Source organism: Phyllobacterium sp. K27 (assembly GCF_054796155.1).
This window is the reverse complement of the sequence record NZ_CM139240.1, coordinates 750370-775038: the sequence shown is the minus strand read 5'-3', so window position 1 is coordinate 775038 and position 24669 is coordinate 750370. Positions and strand designations below refer to the sequence as shown.

24 protein-coding genes, 1 pseudogene and 1 riboswitch are annotated in these 24669 nt (G+C 53.7%); of the genes and pseudogenes, 9 read left to right on the top strand and 16 right to left on the bottom strand.

What is annotated here, in order from left to right:
* The 4 genes from ACYJL1_RS03755 to ACYJL1_RS03740 form a co-directional block, all read right to left on the bottom strand.
* Positions 1–600: a DJ-1/PfpI family protein gene (locus ACYJL1_RS03755; protein ID WP_460897099.1), complete on the bottom strand. Its 600-nt coding sequence runs from the start codon at positions 598–600 to the stop codon at positions 1–3.
* Between the two features lie 23 nt (positions 601–623).
* The gene (locus ACYJL1_RS03750) at positions 624–923 is read right to left on the bottom strand and encodes a DUF1127 domain-containing protein (RefSeq protein WP_460897098.1); all 300 of its coding nucleotides are present in this window, start codon (positions 921–923) and stop codon (positions 624–626) included.
* A gap of 85 nt (positions 924–1008) precedes the next feature.
* Positions 1009–1794: an SDR family NAD(P)-dependent oxidoreductase gene (locus ACYJL1_RS03745; protein ID WP_460897097.1), complete on the bottom strand. Its 786-nt coding sequence runs from the start codon at positions 1792–1794 to the stop codon at positions 1009–1011.
* Between the two features lie 47 nt (positions 1795–1841).
* Positions 1842–3752, bottom strand: coding sequence for a propionyl-CoA synthetase (locus ACYJL1_RS03740; protein ID WP_460897096.1), 1911 nt, complete (start codon positions 3750–3752; stop codon positions 1842–1844).
* Positions 3753–3873: 121 nt separating this feature from the next.
* Between ACYJL1_RS03740 and ACYJL1_RS03735 the strand changes: the two genes are divergently transcribed.
* Positions 3874–4038, top strand: a complete 165-nt coding sequence (locus ACYJL1_RS03735) for a hypothetical protein (RefSeq protein ID WP_460897095.1) — start codon at positions 3874–3876, stop codon at positions 4036–4038.
* A 6-nt stretch (positions 4039–4044) separates the two neighbouring features.
* Here ACYJL1_RS03735 and ACYJL1_RS03730 read toward each other — a convergent pair whose 3' ends face one another.
* The 5 genes from ACYJL1_RS03730 to tkt form a co-directional block, all read right to left on the bottom strand.
* Positions 4045–4794, bottom strand: coding sequence for an SGNH/GDSL hydrolase family protein (locus ACYJL1_RS03730; protein ID WP_460897094.1), 750 nt, complete (start codon positions 4792–4794; stop codon positions 4045–4047).
* Positions 4795–4886: 92 nt separating this feature from the next.
* Positions 4887–5912: a class I fructose-bisphosphate aldolase gene (locus ACYJL1_RS03725; RefSeq protein WP_460897093.1), complete on the bottom strand. Its 1026-nt coding sequence runs from the start codon at positions 5910–5912 to the stop codon at positions 4887–4889.
* A 172-nt stretch (positions 5913–6084) separates the two neighbouring features.
* The gene (locus ACYJL1_RS03720; RefSeq protein WP_460897092.1) at positions 6085–7278 is read right to left on the bottom strand and encodes a phosphoglycerate kinase; all 1194 of its coding nucleotides are present in this window, start codon (positions 7276–7278) and stop codon (positions 6085–6087) included.
* 121 nt (positions 7279–7399) lie between these two features.
* Positions 7400–8407 (bottom strand): type I glyceraldehyde-3-phosphate dehydrogenase, encoded by a 1008-nt coding sequence (gap, locus tag ACYJL1_RS03715; RefSeq protein WP_460897091.1) that lies wholly within the window; start codon positions 8405–8407, stop codon positions 7400–7402.
* A 60-nt stretch (positions 8408–8467) separates the two neighbouring features.
* The gene (gene tkt, locus ACYJL1_RS03710; protein WP_460897090.1) at positions 8468–10453 is read right to left on the bottom strand and encodes a transketolase; all 1986 of its coding nucleotides are present in this window, start codon (positions 10451–10453) and stop codon (positions 8468–8470) included.
* Positions 10454–10747: 294 nt separating this feature from the next.
* Here tkt and ACYJL1_RS03705 point away from each other — a divergent pair, with 294 nt between their 5' ends.
* Positions 10748–11020 (top strand): DUF4164 domain-containing protein, encoded by a 273-nt coding sequence (locus ACYJL1_RS03705; protein WP_460897089.1) that lies wholly within the window; start codon positions 10748–10750, stop codon positions 11018–11020.
* Between the two features lie 17 nt (positions 11021–11037).
* The gene (locus tag ACYJL1_RS03700) at positions 11038–11403 is read left to right on the top strand and encodes a cell division protein ZapA (RefSeq protein WP_460897088.1); all 366 of its coding nucleotides are present in this window, start codon (positions 11038–11040) and stop codon (positions 11401–11403) included.
* A 38-nt stretch (positions 11404–11441) separates the two neighbouring features.
* On the opposite strand, the gene ACYJL1_RS03695 is transcribed toward ACYJL1_RS03700, so the two are convergent.
* From ACYJL1_RS03695 to pcaF, 5 genes and pseudogenes are all read right to left on the bottom strand, one after another.
* Positions 11442–13262 (bottom strand): ABC-F family ATP-binding cassette domain-containing protein, encoded by a 1821-nt coding sequence (locus tag ACYJL1_RS03695; RefSeq protein WP_460897087.1) that lies wholly within the window; start codon positions 13260–13262, stop codon positions 11442–11444.
* A gap of 186 nt (positions 13263–13448) precedes the next feature.
* Positions 13449–13778 (bottom strand): annotated as a pseudogene (locus tag ACYJL1_RS03690) (YMGG-like glycine zipper-containing protein); the annotation flags it as partial.
* A 139-nt stretch (positions 13779–13917) separates the two neighbouring features.
* On the bottom strand, positions 13918–14202 hold the full coding sequence (locus ACYJL1_RS03685; RefSeq protein WP_460897086.1) for a hypothetical protein: 285 nt from the start codon (positions 14200–14202) through the stop codon (positions 13918–13920).
* Positions 14203–14296: 94 nt separating this feature from the next.
* Positions 14297–14932, bottom strand: coding sequence for a thiamine diphosphokinase (locus ACYJL1_RS03680; RefSeq protein ID WP_460897085.1), 636 nt, complete (start codon positions 14930–14932; stop codon positions 14297–14299).
* Between the two features lie 53 nt (positions 14933–14985).
* A complete protein-coding gene (pcaF, locus tag ACYJL1_RS03675; protein ID WP_460897084.1) occupies positions 14986–16191 on the bottom strand; it encodes a 3-oxoadipyl-CoA thiolase in 1206 nt (401 codons plus the stop codon).
* A 203-nt stretch (positions 16192–16394) separates the two neighbouring features.
* Here pcaF and pcaD point away from each other — a divergent pair, with 203 nt between their 5' ends.
* The 6 genes from pcaD (at position 16395) to ACYJL1_RS03645 (ending at position 23293) form a co-directional block, all read left to right on the top strand.
* Complete coding sequence (gene pcaD / locus ACYJL1_RS03670; RefSeq protein WP_460897083.1) at positions 16395–17225, top strand: 3-oxoadipate enol-lactonase; 831 nt, start codon at positions 16395–16397, stop codon at positions 17223–17225.
* A gap of 649 nt (positions 17226–17874) precedes the next feature.
* Positions 17875–18078: a hypothetical protein gene (locus tag ACYJL1_RS03665; protein ID WP_460897082.1), complete on the top strand. Its 204-nt coding sequence runs from the start codon at positions 17875–17877 to the stop codon at positions 18076–18078.
* 38 nt (positions 18079–18116) lie between these two features.
* Positions 18117–18228: riboswitch (TPP riboswitch) on the top strand.
* Positions 18229–18274: 46 nt separating this feature from the next.
* Entirely contained in the window at positions 18275–19288 is a 1014-nt protein-coding gene (thiB, locus tag ACYJL1_RS03660; RefSeq protein ID WP_460897081.1) for a thiamine ABC transporter substrate binding subunit, read from the top strand.
* A 5-nt stretch (positions 19289–19293) separates the two neighbouring features.
* Positions 19294–20925 carry a thiamine/thiamine pyrophosphate ABC transporter permease gene (gene thiP, locus ACYJL1_RS03655; RefSeq protein WP_460897080.1) on the top strand — a complete coding sequence of 544 codons (1632 nt, stop codon included), beginning with the start codon at positions 19294–19296 and terminating at the stop codon, positions 20923–20925.
* A complete protein-coding gene (thiQ, locus tag ACYJL1_RS03650) occupies positions 20918–21661 on the top strand; it encodes a thiamine ABC transporter ATP-binding protein (RefSeq protein ID WP_460897079.1) in 744 nt (247 codons plus the stop codon). Before thiP ends, thiQ begins: the two co-directional genes overlap by 8 nt.
* A 198-nt stretch (positions 21662–21859) precedes the next feature.
* Complete coding sequence (locus tag ACYJL1_RS03645) at positions 21860–23293, top strand: M48 family metalloprotease (protein ID WP_460897922.1); 1434 nt, start codon at positions 21860–21862, stop codon at positions 23291–23293.
* Between the two features lie 51 nt (positions 23294–23344).
* Here ACYJL1_RS03645 and ACYJL1_RS03640 read toward each other — a convergent pair whose 3' ends face one another.
* Together ACYJL1_RS03640 and fdxA are read right to left on the bottom strand one after the other, a co-directional pair.
* Positions 23345–23959 carry a CarD family transcriptional regulator gene (locus ACYJL1_RS03640; RefSeq protein ID WP_460897921.1) on the bottom strand — a complete coding sequence of 205 codons (615 nt, stop codon included), beginning with the start codon at positions 23957–23959 and terminating at the stop codon, positions 23345–23347.
* Positions 23960–24304: 345 nt separating this feature from the next.
* On the bottom strand, positions 24305–24643 hold the full coding sequence (gene fdxA / locus ACYJL1_RS03635) for a ferredoxin FdxA (RefSeq protein ID WP_460897078.1): 339 nt from the start codon (positions 24641–24643) through the stop codon (positions 24305–24307).
* Between the last annotated feature and the right edge of the window lie 26 nt (positions 24644–24669).

Here is a 24669-nt window from a genome sequence, read left to right as displayed (position 1 = left end):
CTAATCCCTCTCACTTCGGGAAGTAAATTCTCTTGCAATCATTTCGCGCATCTCGGCGACCTGAGGCGCTTGTTCGGGAAAGAGCGCTTCAAGAAACGCAATTGCAAATGTTCCAGGGGCCGTGCCCGCCGCGCTGACGACATGCCCATCGCGGACCGCATAAGGCACATCCTGATAAAGCTCAGACCCGGCATAAGTATCGAGACGCGATTCGATCCAACCGGCTCCATTGCTGGTGTGCTTGCGCCCTGAAAACAGACCGGCACGCGCCAGAGCAAGAGTACCGGCGCATATGCCACCGACAATTCCACCGCGCGCCAAAACGTCCTTCAACAAGGGCGCTATGTCAGGAGCATCGGGTCCAGACCATGTGTCGGACCCAATGACCGCTACCGCATCAAGATCAAGATTTTCTGATGATGCAACGCTGCGATCCGGGATCAGGCGAAAACCACCAATTGACTTCAGGGGGCCGGAAGAAGGGGAAAGGCAAACGGCTCGGCCACCAAACCACTCATTGACCGAGCCGGAAAGCATGCCAAACTCCCAGTCGGCAAAACCTTCAACGAAAACAAATCCAACTGTTCGTTTCTTCTCCATTGAAGTTCCCTTCCCAGTGGCATTCAGCACCCCATCTCTAAGGCGCTGGATTTACGGGTCTTTAAGGCCTCATACTGTTTCGGCCAGTCCAATTTCCGTGGCGCAATTTCGCCACGGGGGCTACGCTCGGCAATGTCTCCTTCATTCAAGGAATTGCGCTTTGCCAGTCGTTCGGCATAAACGTCCGGCCAGCCAATATCCTTCAAGAGATGTTCAGGAAGCGAGTTGAGATGCCGTTCCGCACGCAGTTCCTGTTGATGAATCGCAAACTCGGAAAACCAATGCTTTACGCTCTGCACGATATCAAAATCGAGGTAAGCCATATCCCTGTCTCCTTCTGACTACCGGAACATAATGGCATACCCCTCCTGACAACCTTCTGTCAGTAGCATGTCAACAGCATGAAAATCATACTTTGACCGGTACTGTATAATTCAACGGCAACCGACCGCCATCGGCATAGATCGTTTGACCTGTTATATAGCTTGCTTCGTCAGAGGCCAGGAATGCCGCAACAGCCGCTATTTCCGATGGCTCTCCCACCCGGCCCAGCGGCGTTCTGGACAATATACGGTGTTTTGCTGCCGCATCCGAATTGACCGTATCCAGCATCTGGGTTTTGATCGAGCCCGGCCCTACTGCATTCACGCGAATCCCGTAAGGTGCGAGCGAAAGAGCCATAACTTTGGTCAGCTGGCTGACACCGCCCTTAGAAACGGAATAGGCGAATTGATCCGGGAGCGCGACGACTGCGTTAATCGACGACATGTTGACTATGGAGCCAACACCACCTCCGTTTTTTATCTTTTTGACCATGTGACGCGCCACCGCCTGACCGCAAAGAAATGATCCCTTGAGATTGATTCGCAGAACGCGATCGAAATCATCCTCATTCAGATCCAGAAAGTCTGCCGTGTGAACAATGCCAGCATTGTTGACAAGGATATCGACATCGCCGAACGCCTCGACCGTTCCTGCTACCAGATTGTGTACATCCAATCTGCTGCTGACGTCCGTTGAAGAGAAGCGAACTTTCCCCAAAGCGGAAAGGTCTTTTACCGCCGCGGCTCCCTGGCTGTCATTGATGTCGGCAATCATGACGCTGGCCCCGTCTTGAAGAAAGCGCCTTGCAATGCCCAGCCCGATTCCCTGAGCACCGCCCGTTACAATTGCAATTTTGCCGTCCAAAGCCATTGTCACTCTCCGATCTGCTGCTGACCTTAACCTCGGACAGCAGATCGTCAACCATTGCCAGTGCCAATTCCTCGCGCATTAAGCACTGCTTTGATTTCATCGAGAATAGCGGGATCATCGATTGTTGCTGGCATGTTCCACGGCTCATGGTCTGCAATCTTCTGCATGGTTCCACGCAATATTTTACCAGAACGTGTTTTAGGCAGGCGCTTTGCTGTTATCGCCATTTTGAACGCGGCAACTGGCCCGATCTTGTCCCGCATAAGAGCAACACAGTCTTTCTCGATGTCGGCCTCGCCCCGCGTAACTCCGGATTTCAGCACGATGAATCCGCAAGGAACCTGACCTTTCACACTGTCAGCAATGCCGATAACAGCGCATTCGGCAACGTCCGGATGGCTGGAAAGAACCTCTTCCATCGCCCCGGTAGACAGGCGATGACCCGCAACATTGATGATGTCGTCGGTACGGCTCATAATATAAATATAGCCGTCATCGTCCATAATGCCTGCGTCTGCCGTCTTGTAGTATCCCGGAAACTCGCTGATGTAAGCCTCGCGAAACCTTTGATCGGCATTCCACAATGTCGGCAGGAATGCGGGTGGCAGAGGCAGCTTCACGACAATATTGCCAAGCTCGCCGCGCTTCAATGGATGGCCCGCATCATCAAGCACCTGCACGTCATAGCCGGGCATTGGAACTGTCGGCGAGCCATATTTTACAGGCAGCATTCCAAGCCCGGCAGGATTGGCCGCCATGGGCCAGCCACTCTCGGTCTGCCACCAATGATCAATGACGGGGACAGAAAGCTTCTCCTCGGCCCATCTGATCGTATCCGTATCGGCGCGCTCTCCTGCAAGAAAAAGATACTTCAATGAGGAAATATCGTAATCGCCGATAAGCTCGCCTTTGGGATCTTCTTTCTTGATCGCGCGAAAAGCCGTCGGCGCGGTAAAAAGTATCTTGACCTTGTGATCAGCGATGACGCGCCAGAATGTTCCAGCATCGGGCGTTCCAACCGGCTTGCCTTCATAAAGAATGCTCGTCGCACCGATGAATAGCGGTGCATAGGCGATGTAGGAGTGACCAACGGCCCAGCCTATGTCCGACGCGGCCCAGAATACGTCCCCCGGATAGGTGTCATAAACGGCGCCCATAGACCAAGCCAAAGCGACCAGATGACCGCCATTATCACGAACGACGCCCTTGGGTTGCCCCGTCGTGCCTGACGTATAGAGAATATAAAGCGGATCAGTCGCTTTAAGCGGCTCACAGGGAACCTTGCGCCCGGCGGCAGCAGCAACTGCCTGTGCATAGTCAATATCCCGCCCCGAGACCAGCTCATGTGACTGTTGCGGGCGCACGAGGATCAGACAGTTGTTCACTTTGTGATTGGCCTGTTCGATAGCCTTGTCGAGCATTGGTTTGTAAGCGACCACCCTGCCCGGCTCCAGCCCGCAGGACGTAGCGATAATCATAACCGGTTTGGCGTCGTCTATCCGCGTTGCAAGCTCGTTAGCCGCAAATCCCCCAAAGACAACGGAATGGACGGCTCCAATGCGCGCGCATGCAAGCATGGCGACAACAGCCTCGGGAACCATTGCCATATAAATAATGACACGATCACCTTTGCCGACTCCATTATCAACAAGCACAGCGGCCAGTGCTTCGATTTCAGCCTGTAATTCGCCATAGGTTATTTTACGGATTGTGCCGGTTATGGCGCTATCGTGGATCAGCGCATTCTGATCACCACGCCCCGCCAGAACATGCCTGTCTACCGCGTTGTAACAGGTGTTGCACTCAGCGCCTGCATACCACCGGCCATAGGGTCCGCTATCCGGATCAAAGACTTGATCCCATGGCTTTATCCAGTCGATTGCCACGGCAGCTTTGGCCCAGAATGCCAAAGGATCGGCCTGCCAGTCCTGATAGACCTGCGCATAATGTGATGTCATGAAATTCCTCCCGTATCGAACATCCTAAATACGGCGGGCGGAGTCAAAGGGCGAATTGACAAATCTCTGCGCTTGGCACACTGCTCAATTCAATCAACAGGATATTGCAGATAGATCATCCATGACCAAAATCCTGTCCTTTGTCTTCATCGTCATCATGGCACTGCATCTGTTTAAGCCGCTGGGCTTGCCCGGATTGAAAAAGCGCAAGGATTTCTGGAAGATCGCGGTTGGAGCTGTGCTGGCAATTTTGATCGTCGGTGTCTCCAGACACGCGGGATCGTGACCATTATTACGAAGCCGCCTCGCCCTCATCTGCATGAGGACGATTGAGGATATAAGGAACAAGATGTTTCGCCCATGCATCATAGCCCAGTGCCGAGGCGTGAAAGCCGTCTGTGGAAAAGCCTTCAACAGATTCAATTGGCAACCGCACCGCCGGTATCGCCATTCGCTCACGACATAGCCGTTCGCCAAGCTTGTTGATCGCACCCGCGCGGCCTTCCAGAATACGTCCGAGCAATGGCGGCATGGCCGGCACCTCGCGAAAATCGATCACCTGTGACCATACCACATGGGCCTCAGGCCATTTCGCTCTCAGTGCATAAAGAAGCCCACCAAACTCACGCTTGAAGCGCGGCAGCGAGTGAAAATTCTTTGTGTCATTCGTGCCGGTTGAAAGGACGATATGCGTCCACATTCCGCGTTCAAGATTTGGCACAACATGATCGCGCAATTGTCCCGATGTTGCCGAATTAAACCCCGCAGCACGCCAGATGACTTTACGGCCCGTCCGTCCCTGCAGATAGACTGCCAACCGTACACAAAGCCCCTGCCATGCATCAGGAACACCCACACCCGCGGCAGACGAGTCCCCCAGGACAAGCAGCCGGATAGCCGGATCTTTGCCCGCAATTTCCCCCACGGGCAGGCCAACAGGCGGAATCATTCGCTCTGTCTTCAATCGTACATTGATCCCCTGCCACGCATAGACAGGATAAAGAAACCAACTCAGCAAAGGATGGAATGGCGCAGGTTTCATTCGTGTATGGTCGTCCCCATGAAAAAGCCCGGGCTGATTCCAACCCGGGCTCTATGAGATACGCTTTTGGATAAAAAATGCTTAAGAGACCCTTAAGCAGCCTTTTCCAGATCTTTCTTCCAGCCGCCGGTGGCAGCAAGACCATTCATTTTCGCGCGATGCGCAAAGGCACGCTGACCCGCAGCAACATTTTCGGACTTGCCGTTCCAAGCGCTCAAAGCTGCTGCCTGCAAGGCGCGACCATAGGAGAAAGTCAGCTTCCAGGGCATGGTGAAGTTGGCATTCATTGCTGATAGATGCGCGGTCGCTTCCTCTTCGGTCTGGCCGCCGGACAGGAATGCGATTCCTGGAACAGCCGACGGAACAGTTGACTTCAACAAACGTACAGTCTGCTCGGCGACCTGCTCTACGGAAGCCTTCTGGGCCTTCTGACCTGCAACAACCATATTTGGCTTGAGGATCATGCCTTCCAGAACAACGCGTGCATCATACAGCTCATCGAATACGGTCTTTAGAACCCATTCACTGACTTCATAGCAGCGCTCGATCGAGTGGTCGCCCGGCGTACCATCCATCAGAACTTCTGGCTCGACGATCGGCACAATTCCAGCTTCCTGGCAAAGCGCGGCATAGCGTGCCAGAGCCTGCGCGTTCTGCTTCACGGCGCCCCATGTGGGCAGGCCATCGGAAATGGAAATAGCCGCGCGCCACTTGGAAAAACGGGCACCGAGTTTGTAATACTCAGCAAGCCGCTCGCGCAGGCCATCAAGACCTTCAGTGATGGTTTCACCGGGGTGACCTGCAAGCGGCTTTGCACCCGCATCAACCTTGATGCCCGGAATGCAGCCTGCATCCTGCATGATCTTGACGAGAGATGTTCCGTCCTTGGCGTTCTGACGAATGGTTTCATCATAAAGGATGACACCGGAAATGTAGTTTTTCATCGCATCATCGGAACGGAAGAGCATCTCGCGATAGTCGCGCCGGCTGTCAGCCGTGGATTCCAGCCCTATGCTGTCAAACCGCTTCTTGATCGTTCCAGAACTTTCATCAGCAGCAAGGAGACCCTTGCCATTGGCAACCATTGCAATCGCTATATCTTCCAGACGTTCGCTCATAGAATAATGTACTCCGTTTTCCCTTATCCGCCCCATAACAGAAGCCTAAGACAAACGAAACGGCACACCAAGTAATTGAAACGATTGAAATTTTTTCAACCGATTTAACCGGATAACATTTTCTTTTATTTGGTAATCAGGCCCGATTTCCGGGCCTGATTGTGGTGAAGATTTACTTCTTCAAGACGTCCACACCGGGCAATGGCTTGCCTTCCATCCATTCGAGGAAAGCGCCGCCCGCCGTCGATACATAGCTGAAATCATCGGCAACGCCGGCATGGTTGAGCGCTGACACAGTATCTCCGCCGCCAGCAACCGAAACCAGATGTCCGGTCTTGGTGCGTTCGGCAACATGGCGGGCCGCAGCAACTGTTGCCTTGTCGAATGGTGTCAATTCAAACGCGCCGAGCGGACCGTTCCAGACAAGAGTGGATGCATCATCAATTGCAGCCTTCACGCGCTCGATGGATTGCGGGCCAACATCAAGGATCATGCCATCATCAGGAATGGCATCGAGCCCGTAGGCGTGGAATGGCGCATTGGCCTCAAAATGCCAGGCCACGATAGCATCCACAGGCAGAATGATCGTGCAATTTGCAGCATTTGCTTTTGCCATGATCTCGCGTGCGGTTCCGGCCAGATCGTGCTCGCAGAGCGATTTGCCGACCTTGACGCCCTGTGCCGCAAGAAATGTATTTGCCATGCCGCCGCCAATGACCAGCGCATCGACCTTTTCCACCAGATTGCCGAGCAGATCCAGCTTGGATGAAACCTTCGCGCCACCGACAATGGCCACGACAGGCCGCTTGGGAGCGCCAAGACCCTTTTCCAACGCTTTAAGTTCCGCCTCCATCGTCCGTCCAGCATAGGCTGGCAGAACACGGGCAAGACCTTCGGTTGAAGCATGGGCGCGGTGCGCAGCGGAAAATGCGTCATTCACGTAAATGTCGCCATTTGCAGCAAGGGCTTTGACATATTCCGGGTCGTTCTTCTCTTCACCCTTGTGAAACCGCGTATTCTCCAAAAGCAGCACATCGCCGTTCTTCATCTTGCCGACGGCTTCGGCTGCTTTTTCACCAATACTATCGGCAGCAAAATGCACGCTATGGTCAATGACCTTTGTGACCGCATGGGCAATCGGCTCTAGCGAGAACTGTGGTTCCGGCCCATCCTTCGGGCGACCGAAATGGGCAAGCAGAATAACCTTTGCGCCCTTTTTCGACAGCTCCTGTATCGTTGGCGCTACGCGTTCTATCCGCGTTGCATCTGTCACGACGCCGTCGCTCACCGGAACATTCAGGTCAACGCGCACCAGAACGCGCTTTCCAGCAACATCAGCGTCATCAAGCGTTTTGAAATTTGTCATGAAACCACCTCATCTGCACACAGCCGCTTGGAAAAGCCCGTATAGCCGACTGTACAACCATCAAAAACAAAAATGGCGGGTGTGTCGACCCGCCATTTGAAAACAAATCAGTTCAAGCCGGTCAGATCAACTTGCCGAAAGCAACGGCAGTGTCGCTCATGCGGCTTGAGAAGCCCCATTCATTGTCATACCAAGAGAGAACGCGAACAAATGTACCGTCCATGACCTTGGTCTGGTCAAGGTGGAATATCGATGAATGCGGGTCATGATTGAAATCAATCGACACGTTCGGGGCATCGGTAAAGCCCAAAACCCCCTTCAGCTTGCCATTGGCCGCCGACTTGATCGCATCATTGATCTCCGCAACAGTCGTTGACCTTTTGGCAACGAATTTGAAGTCGACCACAGAGACATTCGGCGTTGGAACGCGGATAGAGCTGCCGTCAAGCTTGCCATTGAGTTCAGGCAATACCAGACCAACAGCCTTCGCGGCACCTGTTGAAGTCGGGATCATGGACAAGGCAGCGGCGCGACCGCGATAGAGATCCTTGTGCATGGTATCCAGCGTTGGCTGATCGCCCGTATAGCTGTGGATCGTCGTCATGAAACCATGGTCGATGCCGATGGCTTCATTGAGCACATAAGCAACCGGCGCAAGGCAGTTTGTCGTGCACGACGCGTTGGAAATGACCATATGGTCTTTGGTCAGCTTGTGATCGTTGACGCCATAGACAACAGTCAGATCGGCACCATCAGACGGAGCCGAAACGATAACGCGCTTTGCACCCGCTTCAAGATGCGCTGCGGCCTTGTCACGGGCTGTAAAGATGCCAGTGCATTCCAGCGCAATATCGACATTCAGCTCTTTCCACGGCAACTCGGCAGGATTGCGAACAGCGGTGACTTTGATCGGTCCGCGGCCCACATCGATTGTGTCGCCAGCCACCGTCACAGTGCCGGGAAAGCGTCCATGAACGCTGTCATAGCGCATAAGATGCGCATTGGTCTCGACAGGGCCTAGATCGTTGATGGCAACAACCTCAATATCAGTACGGCCGGATTCTACGATAGCGCGAAGAACGTTGCGGCCAATACGGCCAAATCCGTTAATTGCAACGCGAACTGTCATGTTTGTATTCTCCTTAGGGGTATTTGTGCCCTTGAGTGCATCATGAAGGAATGAGGTAGACTATTTCAACTTGGCTTCGGCAGCAGCGACAATATGTGACGCAGTGATGCCGAAATGCTCATAAAGTTCTTCAATCGGGCCACTCGCACCAAAGCCGTTCATGCCGATGAAAATCCCATCTGTGCCGATAAACCGGTCCCAACCCATGCGGATTGCCGCTTCAACCGCTACTTTGACCGGTGCATCGCCTATCAATGTGCGCTTGTAGTCTTCACTCTGGGCTTCGAAGAGCTCAAAGCAGGGAACAGAAATCACACGGGTCGGATGTCCGTTCTTCTCAAGCTGTGTTCTTGCTTTAAGTGCAATTTCGACTTCCGAACCCGTTGCAAAAATCGCGACCTCAGCCTTGCCACTTGCAGTGGCCAGTTCATAGGCACCATAAGCGCATTTGTTTTCATCGAAATGCACGTCACGAACTGTTGGCAGGTTTTGACGGGTCAAGGCGATTGTCGATGGCGTCGTGCGTGACTTGAGCGCAATTTCCCAACATTCAGCTGTTTCAACAACGTCAGCCGGACGGAAAACGTAGTTGTTTGGAATAGCGCGCAGGGCGGCCAGATGCTCAACCGGCTGATGTGTCGGACCATCTTCACCAAGACCGATGGAATCATGCGTCATGACATAGATAACGCGGATACCCATCAAGCTCGACAGACGCATGGCGCCGCGTGCGTAATCCGAGAAAGTCAGAAACGTACCGGAATACGGAATAACGCCGCCATGCAGCGCCATGCCGTTCATTGCTGCTGCCATGCCATGCTCGCGGATACCGTAGTGAACATAGCGCTGGCCGTAGTCGTCGGCGCTGATACCTTTGGTCTGGCTTGTTTTGGTATTGTTCGAGCCTGTCAAATCGGCAGAGCCCCCGATTGTTTCAGGAACCACACCATTGATGACCTCAAGCGCCATTTCGGAAGCCTTGCGGGTCGCAACCTTTGGCTTTTCTTCGGAAAGCTTCTTTTTATAGGCTGTAATGGCCGCTTCGAAGTTCCCCGGCAGATCACCGCGCATGCGCCGTTCAAATTCCGAGCGAAGATCAGCATCGACCGCCTTCAGACGCTCAGTCCATGCCTTGTGTTCCTTGGCAGAACGCAGGCCCGCAAGGCGCCACTCGTCGAGCGTTTCTGTGGGAACGACAAAAGGTTCCGAAGCCCAGCCAAGCGCCTTGCGCGCACCGGCGAGTTCTTCCGCGCCGAGCGGCGAGCCGTGAACCTTGTTCGTTCCAGCCTTTGTCGGAGCGCCGAAACCGATTGTGGTTTTGCAGGCAATCAGGGTTGGCTTGTCGGATTTCTTGGCGCGCTCGATAGCAGCGGCAATCGCATCCTGATCGTGACCGTCAACGCTGATCGAATTCCAGCCCGAAGCGGCAAAACGGGCGGGCTGATCGGTGTTGTCGGCCAATGTTACCGGACCATCAATCGAGATATTATTGTTATCCCAGAAAACGATGAGCTTGTTCAGCTTGAGATGACCCGCGAGTGAAATCGCTTCTTGGCTAATGCCTTCCATGAGGCAACCATCACCAGCGATAACATAGGTATGGTGATCAACCAGAGCATCGCCAAAATGCGCATTCATGATGCGTTCCGACAATGCCATGCCAACGGCATTGGCAAGCCCCTGACCCAGTGGACCAGTTGTCGTCTCAATACCAGCAGCATGGCCATATTCCGGATGCCCCGCAGTACGCGAACCGAGCTGGCGGAAATTCTTGATCTGGTCAATGTCGATATCTTCGTAGCCAGTCAGATAAAGCAGCGAATAAAGCAGCATCGAACCATGGCCTGCGGACAGGACAAAACGGTCGCGGTCTGGCCAATGCGGAGCCTTTGGATCGTACTTCAGAAACTTTGTATAAAGAACGGTCGCAATATCAGCTGCGCCCATGGGAAGTCCTGGATGGCCGGAATTGGCTTTTTCCACTGCATCCGCAGAAAGAAAGCGGATTGCGTTGGCCATTTGATTGGATTTTTCAGAATTGGTCATAGTCACCGTCTTTCGAAGTGGAAAAGAGATGCCGTTTCTGGATGCCGGTTAGACAATATCCAAAAGGCACGCGACAAATAGCAGGAGTCGAGAGGGAGTCAACAAAAGCTGGCCAAATTGGGACGCTATTGCAGGAAGACATTCATTGTAGCACATTATTATCGGTGCATGAGTGCCAACGCGCCGTTCGGATTGATTGACGCAGCATTAATGTAACCACTAGACTCTCTGTCATAAGTCGTTCTTCTTTTTGCGATTCGCTGAAAAGATTGAGACACAGGGGAAACGTCGAAAATGGCATCTGAAGCCACCCTCAAACAAGTACTGGAAAGATTGGCCAAATCCCTCTCCACTCTTGAGAATGCCGTTGACATGCGTCTTGAGCATGAGGGCGATTTTGCTGAAGCAGAAGAAGAGGTCCAGCGGATGAATATGGATCGTCGCAAGCTGGCACAGGAGCTTGACGCATCAGAAGGACGGGCTGAGCGTCTTGAGGCGGCGAACAAAGAAGTTTCTCGCCGTCTTGTCGCCGCGATGGAATCCATCCGCACGGTTCTTGATCGATAGAACAGAAAGAAACAACCATGGCTACCGTTACCGTAACGATTGATGGCAAAGCCTACAGAATGGCTTGTGACGAAGGCCAGGAACAACATCTGACCGGGTTGGCAGAACGTTTCGATCGTTACGTGACGCATCTGAAATCCTCGTTCGGCGAGATTGGCGATCTGCGTCTGACGGTCATGGCCGGAATCATGGTTACAGATGAGCTTCACGAATTGCAGTTGCGTCTGACGGGCCTCGAAAACGAGGCTGAAGCCTTACGAAAAAGCCGCGATGAGGCTTTGGCCAAGGCCGACAAGAATGACTCGGCGATTACCGGCGTTCTGTCCGAGGTTGCCGGACGCATAGAAACACTGGCAACCCGCCTCGCTCCGAAGACCAGTTGATTGTAAGCCGGTTTGTTCTCATAACATGCCGAACGGCCTCAGCCTTCGATTTCTTCACGCAGCATTTCGAGTTCCAGCCATTCATGCTCAAGGGCTTCATGGCTGGAGCGCTTTTTACCAATCTCCTCGACGGTCTTGTTGAAAAGGGCTGGATTCTTCGCAAACAGATCCGGATCGGCAAGCTTCTTTTCCAACGCCGTGATTTCAACGTGCAATGCTTCAATTTTGGCAGGAAGGGTCTCAAGCGCAAACTTCTGCTTGTAGGAAAGCTTGCGTTTGTCTTCTCGCACCACAGCTGTTTTCTCAGTCGGTGCAGCGGACGAGGTTTGTGGTTTGGCCGCCTTCAGTTCCTTGCGGGTCGCGATCGCAGTTTCCCTGCGCTGCGCCAGCATATCCGTGTAGCCGCCGGCATATTCCAGCCATTTTCCATTGCCTTCGGGCGCAATTACTGACGTTACGGTACGGTCAAGGAAATCGCGATCATGGCTAACGAGGAGCACTGTGCCCGCAAAGCCCGCAACCAGTTCCTGCAACAGATCCAGTGTTTCCATATCGAGATCATTTGTCGGCTCGTCGAGCACCAGCAGATTGGCAGGCCGTGCCAAAACGCGCGCCAACATCAGACGTGCCCGCTCACCACCCGATAGCTCGCGGATTGGCGTGCGCAACTGCTCCGGTTGAAACAGGAAGTCCTTCATATAAGAGGCAACGTGGCGCTGCTCACCATTGACGATGACATTCTCGCCGCGTCCATCGGTCAGATAATCCGACAAGGTTTGTTCCAGATTGAGACTGTCACGCCGCTGATCCAGCACCGCAATCTCAAGGTTGGTCCCGAGCTTGACGAAACCGCTATCCGGCTTGAGCAATCCTGTCAGCATGGACAGGAGTGTCGTCTTGCCCGCTCCATTCGGCCCCACAAATCCGACGCAATTTCCACGCTGGATACGGGTCGAAAAATCATCCACCAGAATGCGGCCGTCATAGCCCTTGGAAAGATGCTCCGCCTCGATAACCAGCTTGCCGGACTCCTTGGCATCGCTTGCTTTCAATACAGCCTTGCCCTGCGCGCCACGATGATTACGAAACTCGCTGCGCATGGACTGCAAGTCGCCCAACCGCCGCATATTACGTTTGCGTCGTGCCGTAACGCCATATCGTAACCAATGTTCTTCGCGTACGATCTGACGCCCGAGCTTATGCAGGTCTCGCTCTTCTTCTTCCAGAACCTTGTCGCGCCACTCTTCAAACGAGCCAAATCCCTGGTCCAGTCGTTTCGTAACGCCACGATCCAGCCAAATAGTCGAACGGCTGACATTCTCCAGAAACCGCCGGTCATGCGATATCACCACAATGGCCGAACGTATCTGACGCAATTCACCTTCCAGCCATTCAATGGTTGTGAGATCAAGATGGTTGGTCGGCTCGTCCAGCAGGAGGATGTCCGGCTGCGGAGCCAGAACCTTTGCCAAGGCCGCACGCCGCGTCTCCCCTCCCGAAAGATTTTCCGGCTTCTCCTCGCCGGTCAGTCCAAGGTGCTCAAGCAGATAGCTGACGCGGTAAAGATCATCTGCCGGTCCAAGCCCCGCTTCTACATAGGCCCGCACATTGGCAAATCCATCCATATCAGGTGCTTGAGCCAGATAGCGTACCGTAACGGCCGGATGTTTGAAGACTTCGCCATCCGTTGGCGTGACAAAGCCCGCGGCAATTTTGAGCAGCGTAGACTTGCCCGAACCATTGCGGCCGACAAGCGCGATGCGATCATTCTCGCTCACTGAAATGGCCGCATCGGTCAGGAGCGGCGTACCGCCAAAAGTCAGGGCAATTCTATCAAGGCGTAACAGTGGTGGGGCCATAAAACTTTATCATTCCGGAGGTTCGAGCAGGTTTTGTCTGGGCTTGTCGATGAGAATATCTGTTCTGTCAAACGAAACAGGCCGGAAATTCCGGCCTGTTTGCGCTAAATCGACACTCTGCGATCAGTAATTATCATCGCGGTAAGGATCGGAATACCTGCGACGCTGATATCCATCATCATCCGGATATCGGCCATTGCTATAGGCACCACCGCCATTGCCCTGACACGGAGCGTTATAAATTGATCCATCAGGCCGCTGATAGCGGCACAGATTCTCTTTTCCGCCACGTGGTGTGGTGGCTGTACCCACGGCTGCACCCAGCAAAGCACCACCGGCAGCGCCGATGACAGTGCTCTTCGTATCGCGCCCCAAAGCCTGTCCGGCCAAGGCGCCTGCACCAGCACCAATCAATGCACCCGTCCCGGCACGTTGATTTTGCTGGCTCGTCTCGCATCCGGCAATCGTAAATGCCAGAAGCGCAGTGGCTGCTATGGCAGCAAACCGAATTCCCATAATAACCTCTCCATTTAAATAAAGTGCGTGAAAACCCTGCTTCCTCAATACGGCAGAAGAAAGATTATCCGCATTACAGATAGCTTCGACAAAAAAACAGGCCGGAGAACCGACCTGTTTTTCACAAATTACTAACTGCTTACCGGCGGCAAGGCGCGCGATAGCGTTCGCCGTAGCGATTTTCGTACGTGCAATAACGGCGTCCATTGTCCGCTGTGGCTGCGCCAACCACGACACCCGATGCACCACCGATTGCCGCACCGGCCAAAGCACCACGGCCACCACCAATAGCACCACCGGCCAATGCACCAAGTGCTGCACCGCCAACGCCGTATCCGGCAGTCCGTTTCTCATTGGTTGTACAACCGGCAACCGAGAATGCCAGAAGTGCAGCGACTGCGACTGTAGATAAACTTTTCAACATGGAAGACCTCTCCCGTTTCTAAAACCAAACTTACCAGCTTGCGTCCCCAATGCTGTGTCGCACACATTACACTTTCCGCTTATATTGACAAGCGTCAGGTAACGGGCGGCGCCGCAATCAGGACTGCTTTGCCCGAATGGAGCGATACGTGGAGGTTTCCACATACGGCATTCGAAACAGTAAGCGATGAACCGAAAGAAAGTTCCATATTTTCAAGCGGCCAGCGTGCTCCCTTGATAAAAAGTCCGTGTAATTGCGAAAATGCAACAATGCTGAATTGTGTCTCATCAGCGAAATCAAAAGCATATTGACCGCTCACGAGTGGATGAGCTTCTTCACTCCCGCTTGAAAGGATGATCTTGCGCCCTTGCGCAGCATGGGCCGTTGCCATCGTCAAATGCAGAAGCGTGTGATCAGTGCGCGCGCCACCAAATGCACCGCAAAGTATAACCTCCGTCGCGCCAAGCCGATATGCCTCATTCAAGGCAAGTTCCCCATCGGTCATATCTTTTGCCGCTGGAAAAACCTTGCGCGGCACATGCGCATATTGTTTTTCCAGTTCGGGCGATGTCGAGTCGAAATCGCCGAGCCAGAGTTCAGGCTCCAAGCCCAGGGATGAAGCATGGGCGATACCGCCATCAGCAGCCAGAACTCTGGCCCCGGCGACCTGCTTCAAAAGGCGGTCAGTGACATGGACGGAACCGCCCAGAAGAAGAACGAATTTGCTCATGGCCCGCCATAGCATGCGTCAAACGCTTCCACCAGACAGCTTGGTGCCCACACTCAAACGCTTGCAAGCGCAATCGATATCCCTTGACCAACACCAATACACATTGTCGCCAAAGCCAGCTTGCCCCCGCGCAGTTGCAACTCAAGCGCCGCTGTCCCGGCAATGCGTGCACCTGTCATGCCCAGAGGATGACCGAGGGCAATAGCACCACCATTCGGATTGACATGTTGCGCATCATCCGCAATTCCGAGAGCGCGTAAGGTTGCAAGACCCTGCGAAGCAAAGGCCTCGTTAAGTTCGATCACATCAAAATCAGCTGGTGCCAGTCCGAGGCGTGCGCACAGCTTCTTCGTAGCGGGCACTGGCCCAAATCCCATGATACGGGGAGCAACGCCCGCCGTTGCGCCGCCCAGAATGCGCGCGACAGGATTGAGACCGTATTTCTTTGCGGCATCTTCGGATGCAATAATAAGGGCCGCAGCACCATCATTGACGCCCGAGGCATTTCCCGCTGTCACGGTTCCGCCAGCTCGAAATGGCGTCGGCAATTTGGCCAGTGCCTCGATTGTCGTTTGCGGGCGCGGATGCTCATCCTTGTCGATAACAAGAGGATCACCCTTTCTTTGCGCGATAGAAACCGGGGTTACTTCGCTTGCAAGCCGGCCATTGTCCTGCGCCCTGCCCGCGCGCTGCTGAGAACGCACGGCAAAAGCGTCCTGATCGGCGCGCGAGACATGAAACTCCTCGGCAACATTCTCGCCTGTCTCCGGCATGGAATCCACACCATATTGTTGTTTCATAAGCGGATTGATAAACCGCCAACCGATTGTCGTATCGTATATTTCAGCATTGCGGGAGAATGCGCTATCTGCCTTGGGCATAACGAAAGGCGCGCGCGACATGGATTCGACCCCGCCTGCAATGGCAATATCCATTTCCCCGGCGCGAATGGCACGCGCCGCAGTGATAATTGCATCCATGCCCGATCCGCACAAACGGTTCATCGTCGTGCCGGGTACTTCGGCAGGAAGGCCAGCAAGCAGCGCTGACATCCGGGCAACGTTGCGATTGTCTTCACCAGCCTGGTTGGCGCATCCGAAAATCACTTCCTCGATTGCTGCCCAATCGACAGATTTGTTACGCTCCATCAATGCCTTGATGGGAATGGCCCCCAGATCATCCGCCCGAACTCCGGCAAGCGATCCGCCAAAACGGCCAATGGGCGTCCGGATATAGTCGCAGATAAATACGTCACCCATAATGCTGCCTCATATGCTTTCTTTGTTTGTGCCTTGATGTCCCGCAGACTTGATAGCCCCGTTCCAATCGGAACGGGAGTTAAATCTCGTCCTTGCTTACGGGCCGTTAAACGGCAATAGCTGGGGTCATGCGCTGTTTGATGAATGCGAATCCTGAAGTTCATTCTACAGAACCGTATCATTTGTATGAAAGGGAGAGAAACGTGCAATTTGCCGATATAAATGGTGTGACACTGCATTATCAGCTGATTGGCGGACCAGCATCGAAACCTGTCATCGTATTTGCCAATTCATTGGGCACTGATTTCCGCATATGGCGCGACGTCATTATTCGGCTGGCGGGTGATTTTGCCATCGTTACTTATGACAAACGCGGCCATGGACTCTCAAGCGTCGGCACATCTCCCTATTCCATTGACGATCATATCGGCGACTTGGCGGGCCTTTTGGATTTTCTCAATGTCAAGGACGCAATCATCTGCGGGCTTTCGGTGGGTGGGATGATCGCTCAGGGGCTTTATGCTTCACGGCCCGACCTGGTTCGGGCACTGATCTTGTGCGACACCGCGCACAAGATTGGCGATACCGATCTTTGGAATGCTCGCATCACCGCACTAGAGACAAATGGTATTGAGGGCATTGCTGATGCTGTCCTTGAACGCTGGTTCACACCGCCGTTTCATCGCGAAAGCAGCGCGGCCTTGACCGGTTATCGAAACATGCTGATCCGTCAGCCATTGGCCGGATATGCGGGAACATGCGCAGCGCTTCGCGATGCTGACTTCACGCACGTTGCAAGCAGAATCTCAAAACCAACAATCTGTATAGTCGGAGATCAGGATGGCTCAACGCCTCCGGAGGTGGTGCTTTCTCTGGCCAAATTGATTCCGGACGCACGCTACGAAGTCATCAAGGATGCCGGGCATATACCCTGTGTGGAACAGCCTGAAATGCTCGTTGCAATTATTCGTGCCTTTATCGACGAGTTCAAACTTGAGGGCAATCATGTTGTGAGCAATTCAACCCTCAACTAGATCGGGGGTGGCTCACGATGAGAGGGTTCGCTGGCTGCATTTGATGGTGTGCGTGGTTCGCCCTTTCGACTAGCTCAGGATGCTCACTGTGAGGGAGGGCATTGGGTGAAAGAGTGCAAAAAGCACCCGCCTTTCCGCCATCCTCACACCACCTTGCCGTCATCCTCGGGCTCTTGACCCGAGGATCCTTTGCTTATGTGCTTGGCTCTAAAAGACATGATTTCTCGCGTTACTGAATTGTGGATCCTCGGGTCAAGAGCCCGAGGATGACGGAGAGGGGTGGGATGACGGTGAAGGTGGCGAAACAACGAAGAGGAAGAGTCTCATGGCTCCCTGCCATCAACCCACCTCCCTCATCCTGAGCTTGTCGAAGGGTGCACAGCGCCAATGCCAAACGACTTAATCCCCCCATCAAAAAACAATCTCACAAAACTTATCCAACAGCTTTGGCTCTGAATTATTCTGCTCCTGTCCTTCCCCGCGGGAAACAGCTTCCGGAGCCGTTCGAAGTTTGGGGAAGGATGGGCGCCTCCGATGGCGGGTTACGGACCCGCCATCCGGGGACGTTCTGTCCAAGGGTTCCCCTGCCGTTACTAGGAACGGCGCGTGCTGGACGAGCACTTTAAGGGGCGAGTAGGCGACGCATGGCATGCCGCAAATGGCATTCCCCGGCACCGAAGCCTCCCAAGCGGAACGGGCAGAATGCAAAATCGCCGGACGGGCGGTCTTCGGATCGCTTGAATTACTACAAAAGACGCGCTTCGATGACCGCCCGTCTTTCCCACCACAAGCAATAGCCAGACGCAAAAGCGGGCGTGGCAAGGAGGAAGGCGTAACAAAAACAACCGGCTAGGCCGCTTGCGCTGTGTGGCCACAATCTTTAATCTGGTGGCTGCTCTAACGGGGTGCCTGCATCAACAGGCTGAGAGGCTGGGACCAATCCAGTCAACCCGCGGAACCTGATCCGGTTTGCACCGGCGGAGGGATTAGATGCGGCTTTACAAGCCGGCGCACCTGTCCTTTTGAAATTCAAACTCTGGGAGGCGCCTATGCGACCACTTGATTTTATGAAGTTTGCCCTTGTTTCCAGCGCATTGGCATTTGGTATTTCCAGCCACGCAACTGCGGATGGCAAGTTGACGGTCTACACCTATGAGAGCTTTACAGCCGAGTGGGGACCAGGGCCTAAAGTCAAAGAAGCTTTCGAAAAACAATGTACATGCACAGTTGATTTCGTAGCCGTCGCAGATGGTGTTGCGCTGCTTAACCGCTTGAAGCTCGAAGGCGAATCGACAAAGGCCGATATTGTTCTCGGCCTTGATACGAACCTGACTTTCGAGGCTCAGCAAACCGGGCTTTTTGCACCGCACGCCATCGATACGAGTGCTATCGACATTCCCGGCGGTTTCAAGGACGATATTTTCGTTCCCTATGATTACGGCTATTTCGCTGTCATTTATGACACCGAGAAAGTTAAAGACGCTCCAGTGAGTTTGAAGGATCTGGTTGAGGGTGATCCGAAACAGAAGATCGTCATCGAAGATCCACGCACCTCTACGCCGGGCCTCGGTCTCGTATTGTGGATGAAATCGGTTTACGGCGACAAGGCCGGTGAAGCTTGGGCCAAATTGAAGGATCGCGTTTTGACAGTCACTCCCGGCTGGTCGGAAGCCTATGGCTTATTTACCAAAGGCGAAGCGCCTATGGTCCTCTCCTATACCACGTCGCCCGCCTATCATTTGATCGCAGACAAGACCGAGCGGTATAAGGCAGCGTCTTTCGAAGAAGGTCACTACCTGCAGGTTGAGGTTGCAGCGCAAACTGTAAATGGAACGAAAAATCCAAATGCAGCGCAGTTTTTGTCCTTTATGACCAGCCCGGCATTTCAGGATACCATCCCGGAAAACAACTGGATGTATCCGGCAGCGAAAACCTCAAACCCGCTCAATCCTGCGTTTGATACATTGGTCAAACCGGCAAAGACGCTAGCTTTCACATCCGAGGAAGTGGCGGCAAATCGCAAAGCCTGGATCGACGAGTGGCTTGAGGCCATGAGCAAGTAGCACAGATGGTCGCCCATTCGATGAAACCCTTGGCGGGAGGTCTCGCTCTCGCCTTTTTGGGCGTATTGGCGGGCGGCTCTCTTCTTAGCCTTGCAATAGAAGCTTTCCGTGGCAGCACAGAAGGCTTTGCTGCTTTTGACAGTTACCTATGGCGGATTACACGCTTTACGATCTTGCAAGCACTTCTCTCCATGGTGCTTTCCGTTGGATTTGCCATCCCGCTTGCTCGCGCACTGCATGCGCAGCAAAGCTTTCCCGGCCGCGCGATGCTCCTGCGGCTATTCGCTCTGCCGCTGGCACTGCCAGCGCTTGTCGCTGTGCTTGGCATCACCAGCATTTACGGGCGAAACGGCCTGCTCGCCGCTTTCTTCGAATGGTTCAGGCTGGATATGATTCCCGATATTTACGGGCTGACTGGCATTCTCCTTGCCCATGTTTTTTTCAATCTGCCATTGGCGACACGGCTCATTCTCTCGAGTCTCGATTCCATTCCCGAAGACTATTGGAAACTTTCCTCACAATTGGGAATGAGCAACTGGACTCAGTTCAAATTGATCGAATGGCCGGTCATTCTGCGCAATATTTCAGGCGTGGCCGGCCTGATCTTCATGCTGTGCATTACGTCATTCACGGTAGTGCTGACACTTGGTGGCGGGCCACGCGCAACAACCCTTGAGGTTGCAATCTACCAGTCGCTTCACTTCGATTTCGATATTGCCCGGGCAGTCTCTCTGACGCTTCTCCAGCTTTGCCTGACAGTCGCTGTCCTTGGCCTGTTATCACTTGCGGGACGCCCAACAGAAGAAGGTTTCAGCTTGCGCACCACGACCCGCCGCTTCGACACGCCTTCATGGCCGCACAGCATGTTGAATATGACTCTGATTATAATTGGCTTTCTATTCGTCACCTTGCCCATGGGGGGCACTGTTGTTTCCGGCCTGTCGGCGGATCTGGGCCGCCTCCTGTCCGAAACCACCGTCTGGCGCGCCATTGTCACCAGCCTTGTTCTTGGCGCAACCGCAGCTGCACTGTCATTGATCATTTCGCTCAGCCTTGTGATTGCTCGGGAGTCTTTGGCGGCACAGCGACGCTACGCCAAAGCTGGCATGTTCGAGCGCTCCCTTGACCTTGGCGCAAGCTTGATCATGGTGGTGCCCCCCATCATCATTGGTGCGGGATGGTTCATTCTTTCCCGCCATTTCGTCGATCCGTTCAGTCTCGCACCCTTCATGGTGGTATGTGTCAATGCGGCAATGGCCATCCCCTTTGCGTTCCGTATTCTGCGTCCGTCATGGGACACGGCAGCAAGCCGTCACAACAGGCTTTGCGAGCAATTGGGCATTGTTGGCTGGAATCGGCTTAAGATCATTGACTGGCCAATTTTAAAGCGTCCGCTCGGCATAGCTTTTGCATTTGCCATGGCTCTATCACTCGGGGACCTTGGGACCATTGCGCTGTTTGGCAACAACACCGTTTTAACCCTGCCCTATTTGCTGTTGCAACGTATGGGCAGCTATCGTACCGCCGACGCAGCAGGACTTGCACTTATCCTTGCTGCGCTGTGCCTGATTCTCATGATCATCGCCGATCGAGGCGCAACGCGATTAGCCAGAAGGGACGGCATTGAAAATGGCTGAGCCAGCGAACGCAAACGGTGTCTCCGTCCGTCTTGATGCCGTACGTTTTGACTATGGTGACATGGCGATGCGCTTCGACGTGTCGATTAAAGCCTCGACGATCACCGCCATTATCGGCCCAAGCGGGTCAGGAAAATCGACCCTGCTCAACCTCATAGCCGGATTTGAAGAACCCGTTGGAGGCTCAATACTGATCGATGATGTTGACGTTACCGATTTGCCACCATCGCGTCGGCCAGTCTCGATGGTGTTCCAGGACAACAATCTTTTTTCCCATCTTGATGTAACGTCCAATGTCGGACTGGGGCGCCGCTCGAATTTGAAGCTGGACCAAATCGATGAGGCAGAAATTCAGGCTGCAATCCAAAAGGTCGGGCTTGCAGGCAAGGAGGGGAGAAAACCTGAAGCTCTTTCCGGGGGCGAACGCCAACGCGTAGCAATTGCCCGGGCACTGGTACGCCACCGCCCTATCTTGCTTCTTGACGAAGCTTTCGCCTCACTTGGTCCCGCTTTACGCCACGAAATGCTGGATCTCATCGAGGAGCTTCATAGAGAAACAGGAATGACAGTTATCATGGTGACGCATCATCCGGACGATGCTTTGCGACTGGCATCAATGCTGCTGTTCCTCGACAATGGGCTCATTGCCGCTTCTGGACCGGCCAAGGATTTGCTGTCCGACGATGGTCCTGCGCTGTTGCGAAATTACCTCGGTAACAAAGAGTCTGATCTTTGACATATTTTCGACGCCTTGCCCCTTTCAGGAAAACAATGAAATTCTTGCTCCGGGCCGCACATCGGGCTAGCAAGAACAAAGGCATACGAGTCTCTTGGCACTTGATACAAAGAGGATATGATTCTGGATCCGCACACATCTCCCCTGAATAGAGGATGGGGTCAAGCAGCCAAGCGCGGCAAAAAGCCAGCGCAGGTCATGCTGATGCTCGCCTTTCTCTCGGGTTGCCAGGTACTGAATGTCACCAAGGAAGATGCAGGCCTTGGCCCATCATCGAACCCGGTCACTGTAGATAATGTCAATAAAAACAACCGGCTCGCCAAACTAAGTGCCGAACAGCATCCTCGCATTCTTGCAACCTATGGCGGCGAGTATAAAGATGCGAAGCTGGAACGCATGGTTGCAAAGGTCGTTGGCAATCTGACGACGGTTTCAGACAACCCGACCCATACCTACCGCATAACAATTCTCAATTCGCCCAATATCAATGCCTTTGCCCTGCCAGGCGGTTATCTTTATGTGACCCGCGGCCTTCTCGCCCTCGCCAACGACAGCGCCGAGCTGTCCGCCGTTATTGCCCACGAAATGGGGCACGTCATTGCCAATCACGGGATTGAACGCCAGCAGCGGGAACAGGAAGCGGTTATTGCCGGACGCGTCGTATCGGAAGTCCTGCAGGGCGATACTGCCGGACAGGAGGCCCTGATCCGCGGTAAGCTGCGGATGGCGCAGTTCTCGCGCAATCAGGAACTTCAAGCCGACGCGATCGGCATCAAGATGATCGGCGAAGCGGGCTATGACCCGTTTGCCGCACCGCGCTTCCTGCAATCGATGGCCTCCTATGCTGATTTCCGTAACGTGTCCGGCGCCACCGATGCCAGCCTTGACTTCCTGGCCAGCCATCCATCTGCACCGCAGCGAATTGAACTTGCCCGCGGCCATGCCCGCCGCATTGGCGCTCCAGGTGTTGGCACAACTGATCGCGAATCATTCCTGGAAGGGATAAACGGCATTCTGTATGGGGATACGCCGGAGGAAGGTTATGTGCGGGGTCGCAATTTCGTTCATCCGCTTCTGGGCGTGAGCTTCACAGTTCCTGAAGGCTTCACCATCGATAACAGCGCCGATGCTGTCATGGCGACAGGTCCGGGAGAAGTGGCAATCCGGTTTGACGGGACACAAATTTCCGGCAAACCGTCGATGACCGACTACATGCGCAGCGGCTGGGTTACAGGCCTCATCGACACCAGCGTCACTGCTACGACGTTTAATGGTATGCCTGCGGCTAGCGCCAAGGCAAAGGCCGACCGCTGGGAGTTCGATATTTTCGTGCTCAATGCTGGGAATCGCATCTATCGCTTCCTGACTGCAGCTCCAGCAGGAAGCTCTGCACTAATGCCCGCCTCGCAAACTGTTGTTCAAAGCTTTAAGCTTCTGACGCCCGAAGAGAAAGCCGCGATAAAACCTTTGCGTATACGCGTTGTGACAGTGAAGCCGGGCGACACTCTGTCATCACTTTCGAGTAAAATCTTGGGAACAGACCGCAAGCTCGATCTTTTCCGCCTGATCAACGCGATGCCGCCCGGCGGAACAGTATCTGTTGGCGACAAAGTGAAACTTATCAGCGAATAACAAAAAGCCCGGCATCTCTGCCGGGCTTTTGTTTGATAAGAAAGACGGCTCTTATGCGGCTTCTTCCTGCTCGTCTTCAGCAACTACATCTGCCTCAACTTCTGTCTCAGCATCATCAGCCTTAGCACCGCGCTTTGGTCCCTTTGCGAGATTTACCTCGATAAGACGGACAGCTTCGGTTTCTGACATTTTGTTGACGGCAGAGATTTCACGAGCCATACGGTCAAGCGCTGCCTCATAAAGCTGGCGCTCAGAATAGGATTGTTCCGGCTGGTTGTCGGCACGGAAAAGATCACGCACTACTTCGGAAATTGAAATCAAATCGCCTGAATTGATTTTCGCATCATATTCCTGCGCGCGACGCGACCACATGGTGCGCTTGATACGGGCACGCCCCTGCACGACCTTCAATGCGCGCTCTACATAATCAGTCTCAGAAAGTTTCCGCATGCCGATGGCAGTTGCTTTGGCAACTGGCACTTTCAGACGCATCTTGTCTTTCTGGAAATCAATAACAAATAGTTCAAGCTTGTGGCCCGCAACTTCCTGTTCTTCAATATTGACAATTTGACCAACGCCATGTGCCGGGTATACAATAAATTCGCCCGTCTTGAATCCAATACGCTGGGCGGCTTTTTTCTGCGGAACTACTGTCATGCGCTTCATTACTCCCTGCTGCGCCCGGCAAAACGCACCGGTTAAACCAACCACTGGAAACCGGAACCCGGTTTGTCGGTCGTCAATGGTGTCGCGCAAAAGCAATCCGGGCGGATCAGTCGGGCTGAATGACAAACAAGCATACCCTGAACTGTTGCGTCCGCAAAAAATCTAGCCAAGTGGTGATTTATACTCTAGCGCCACGAAATTGACGTCCAATGATCAACATATTTCAGCACCATAACATGAAAACCGCGTAGAATCAAATTTTTGCTGCAATTGCTCAAAAAACGACCGTCAAAGACTTGCTTATTGCAGCAAGTCTGGTTTAGCCAAGCCTGATTCCTCAGGCTATTAGTCGCCTTCGCCAGGCTCCGGAGAAAAGAACTTCTCGAATTTTCCCGTCACGCCGTCCATTTCCTTGGCATCTGAGGGGGCGTCGCCCTTCGTGGAAATGTTCGGCCATTTCTCAGAATATTCGGCGTTCAGCTGCAGCCAGGTGTCCAGACCCGGCTCGGTGTCCGGCTTAATGGCTTCCGCAGGGCACTCAGGTTCACAAACACCACAGTCGATACATTCATCCGGGTGAATGACGAGCATGTTCTCACCTTCGTAAAAACAATCGACCGGACAGACCTCAACGCAATCCATATATTTGCAGCGGATGCAATTGTCGGTCACAACATAAGTCATTTACGGGCTCCAGAAGACACCACAAT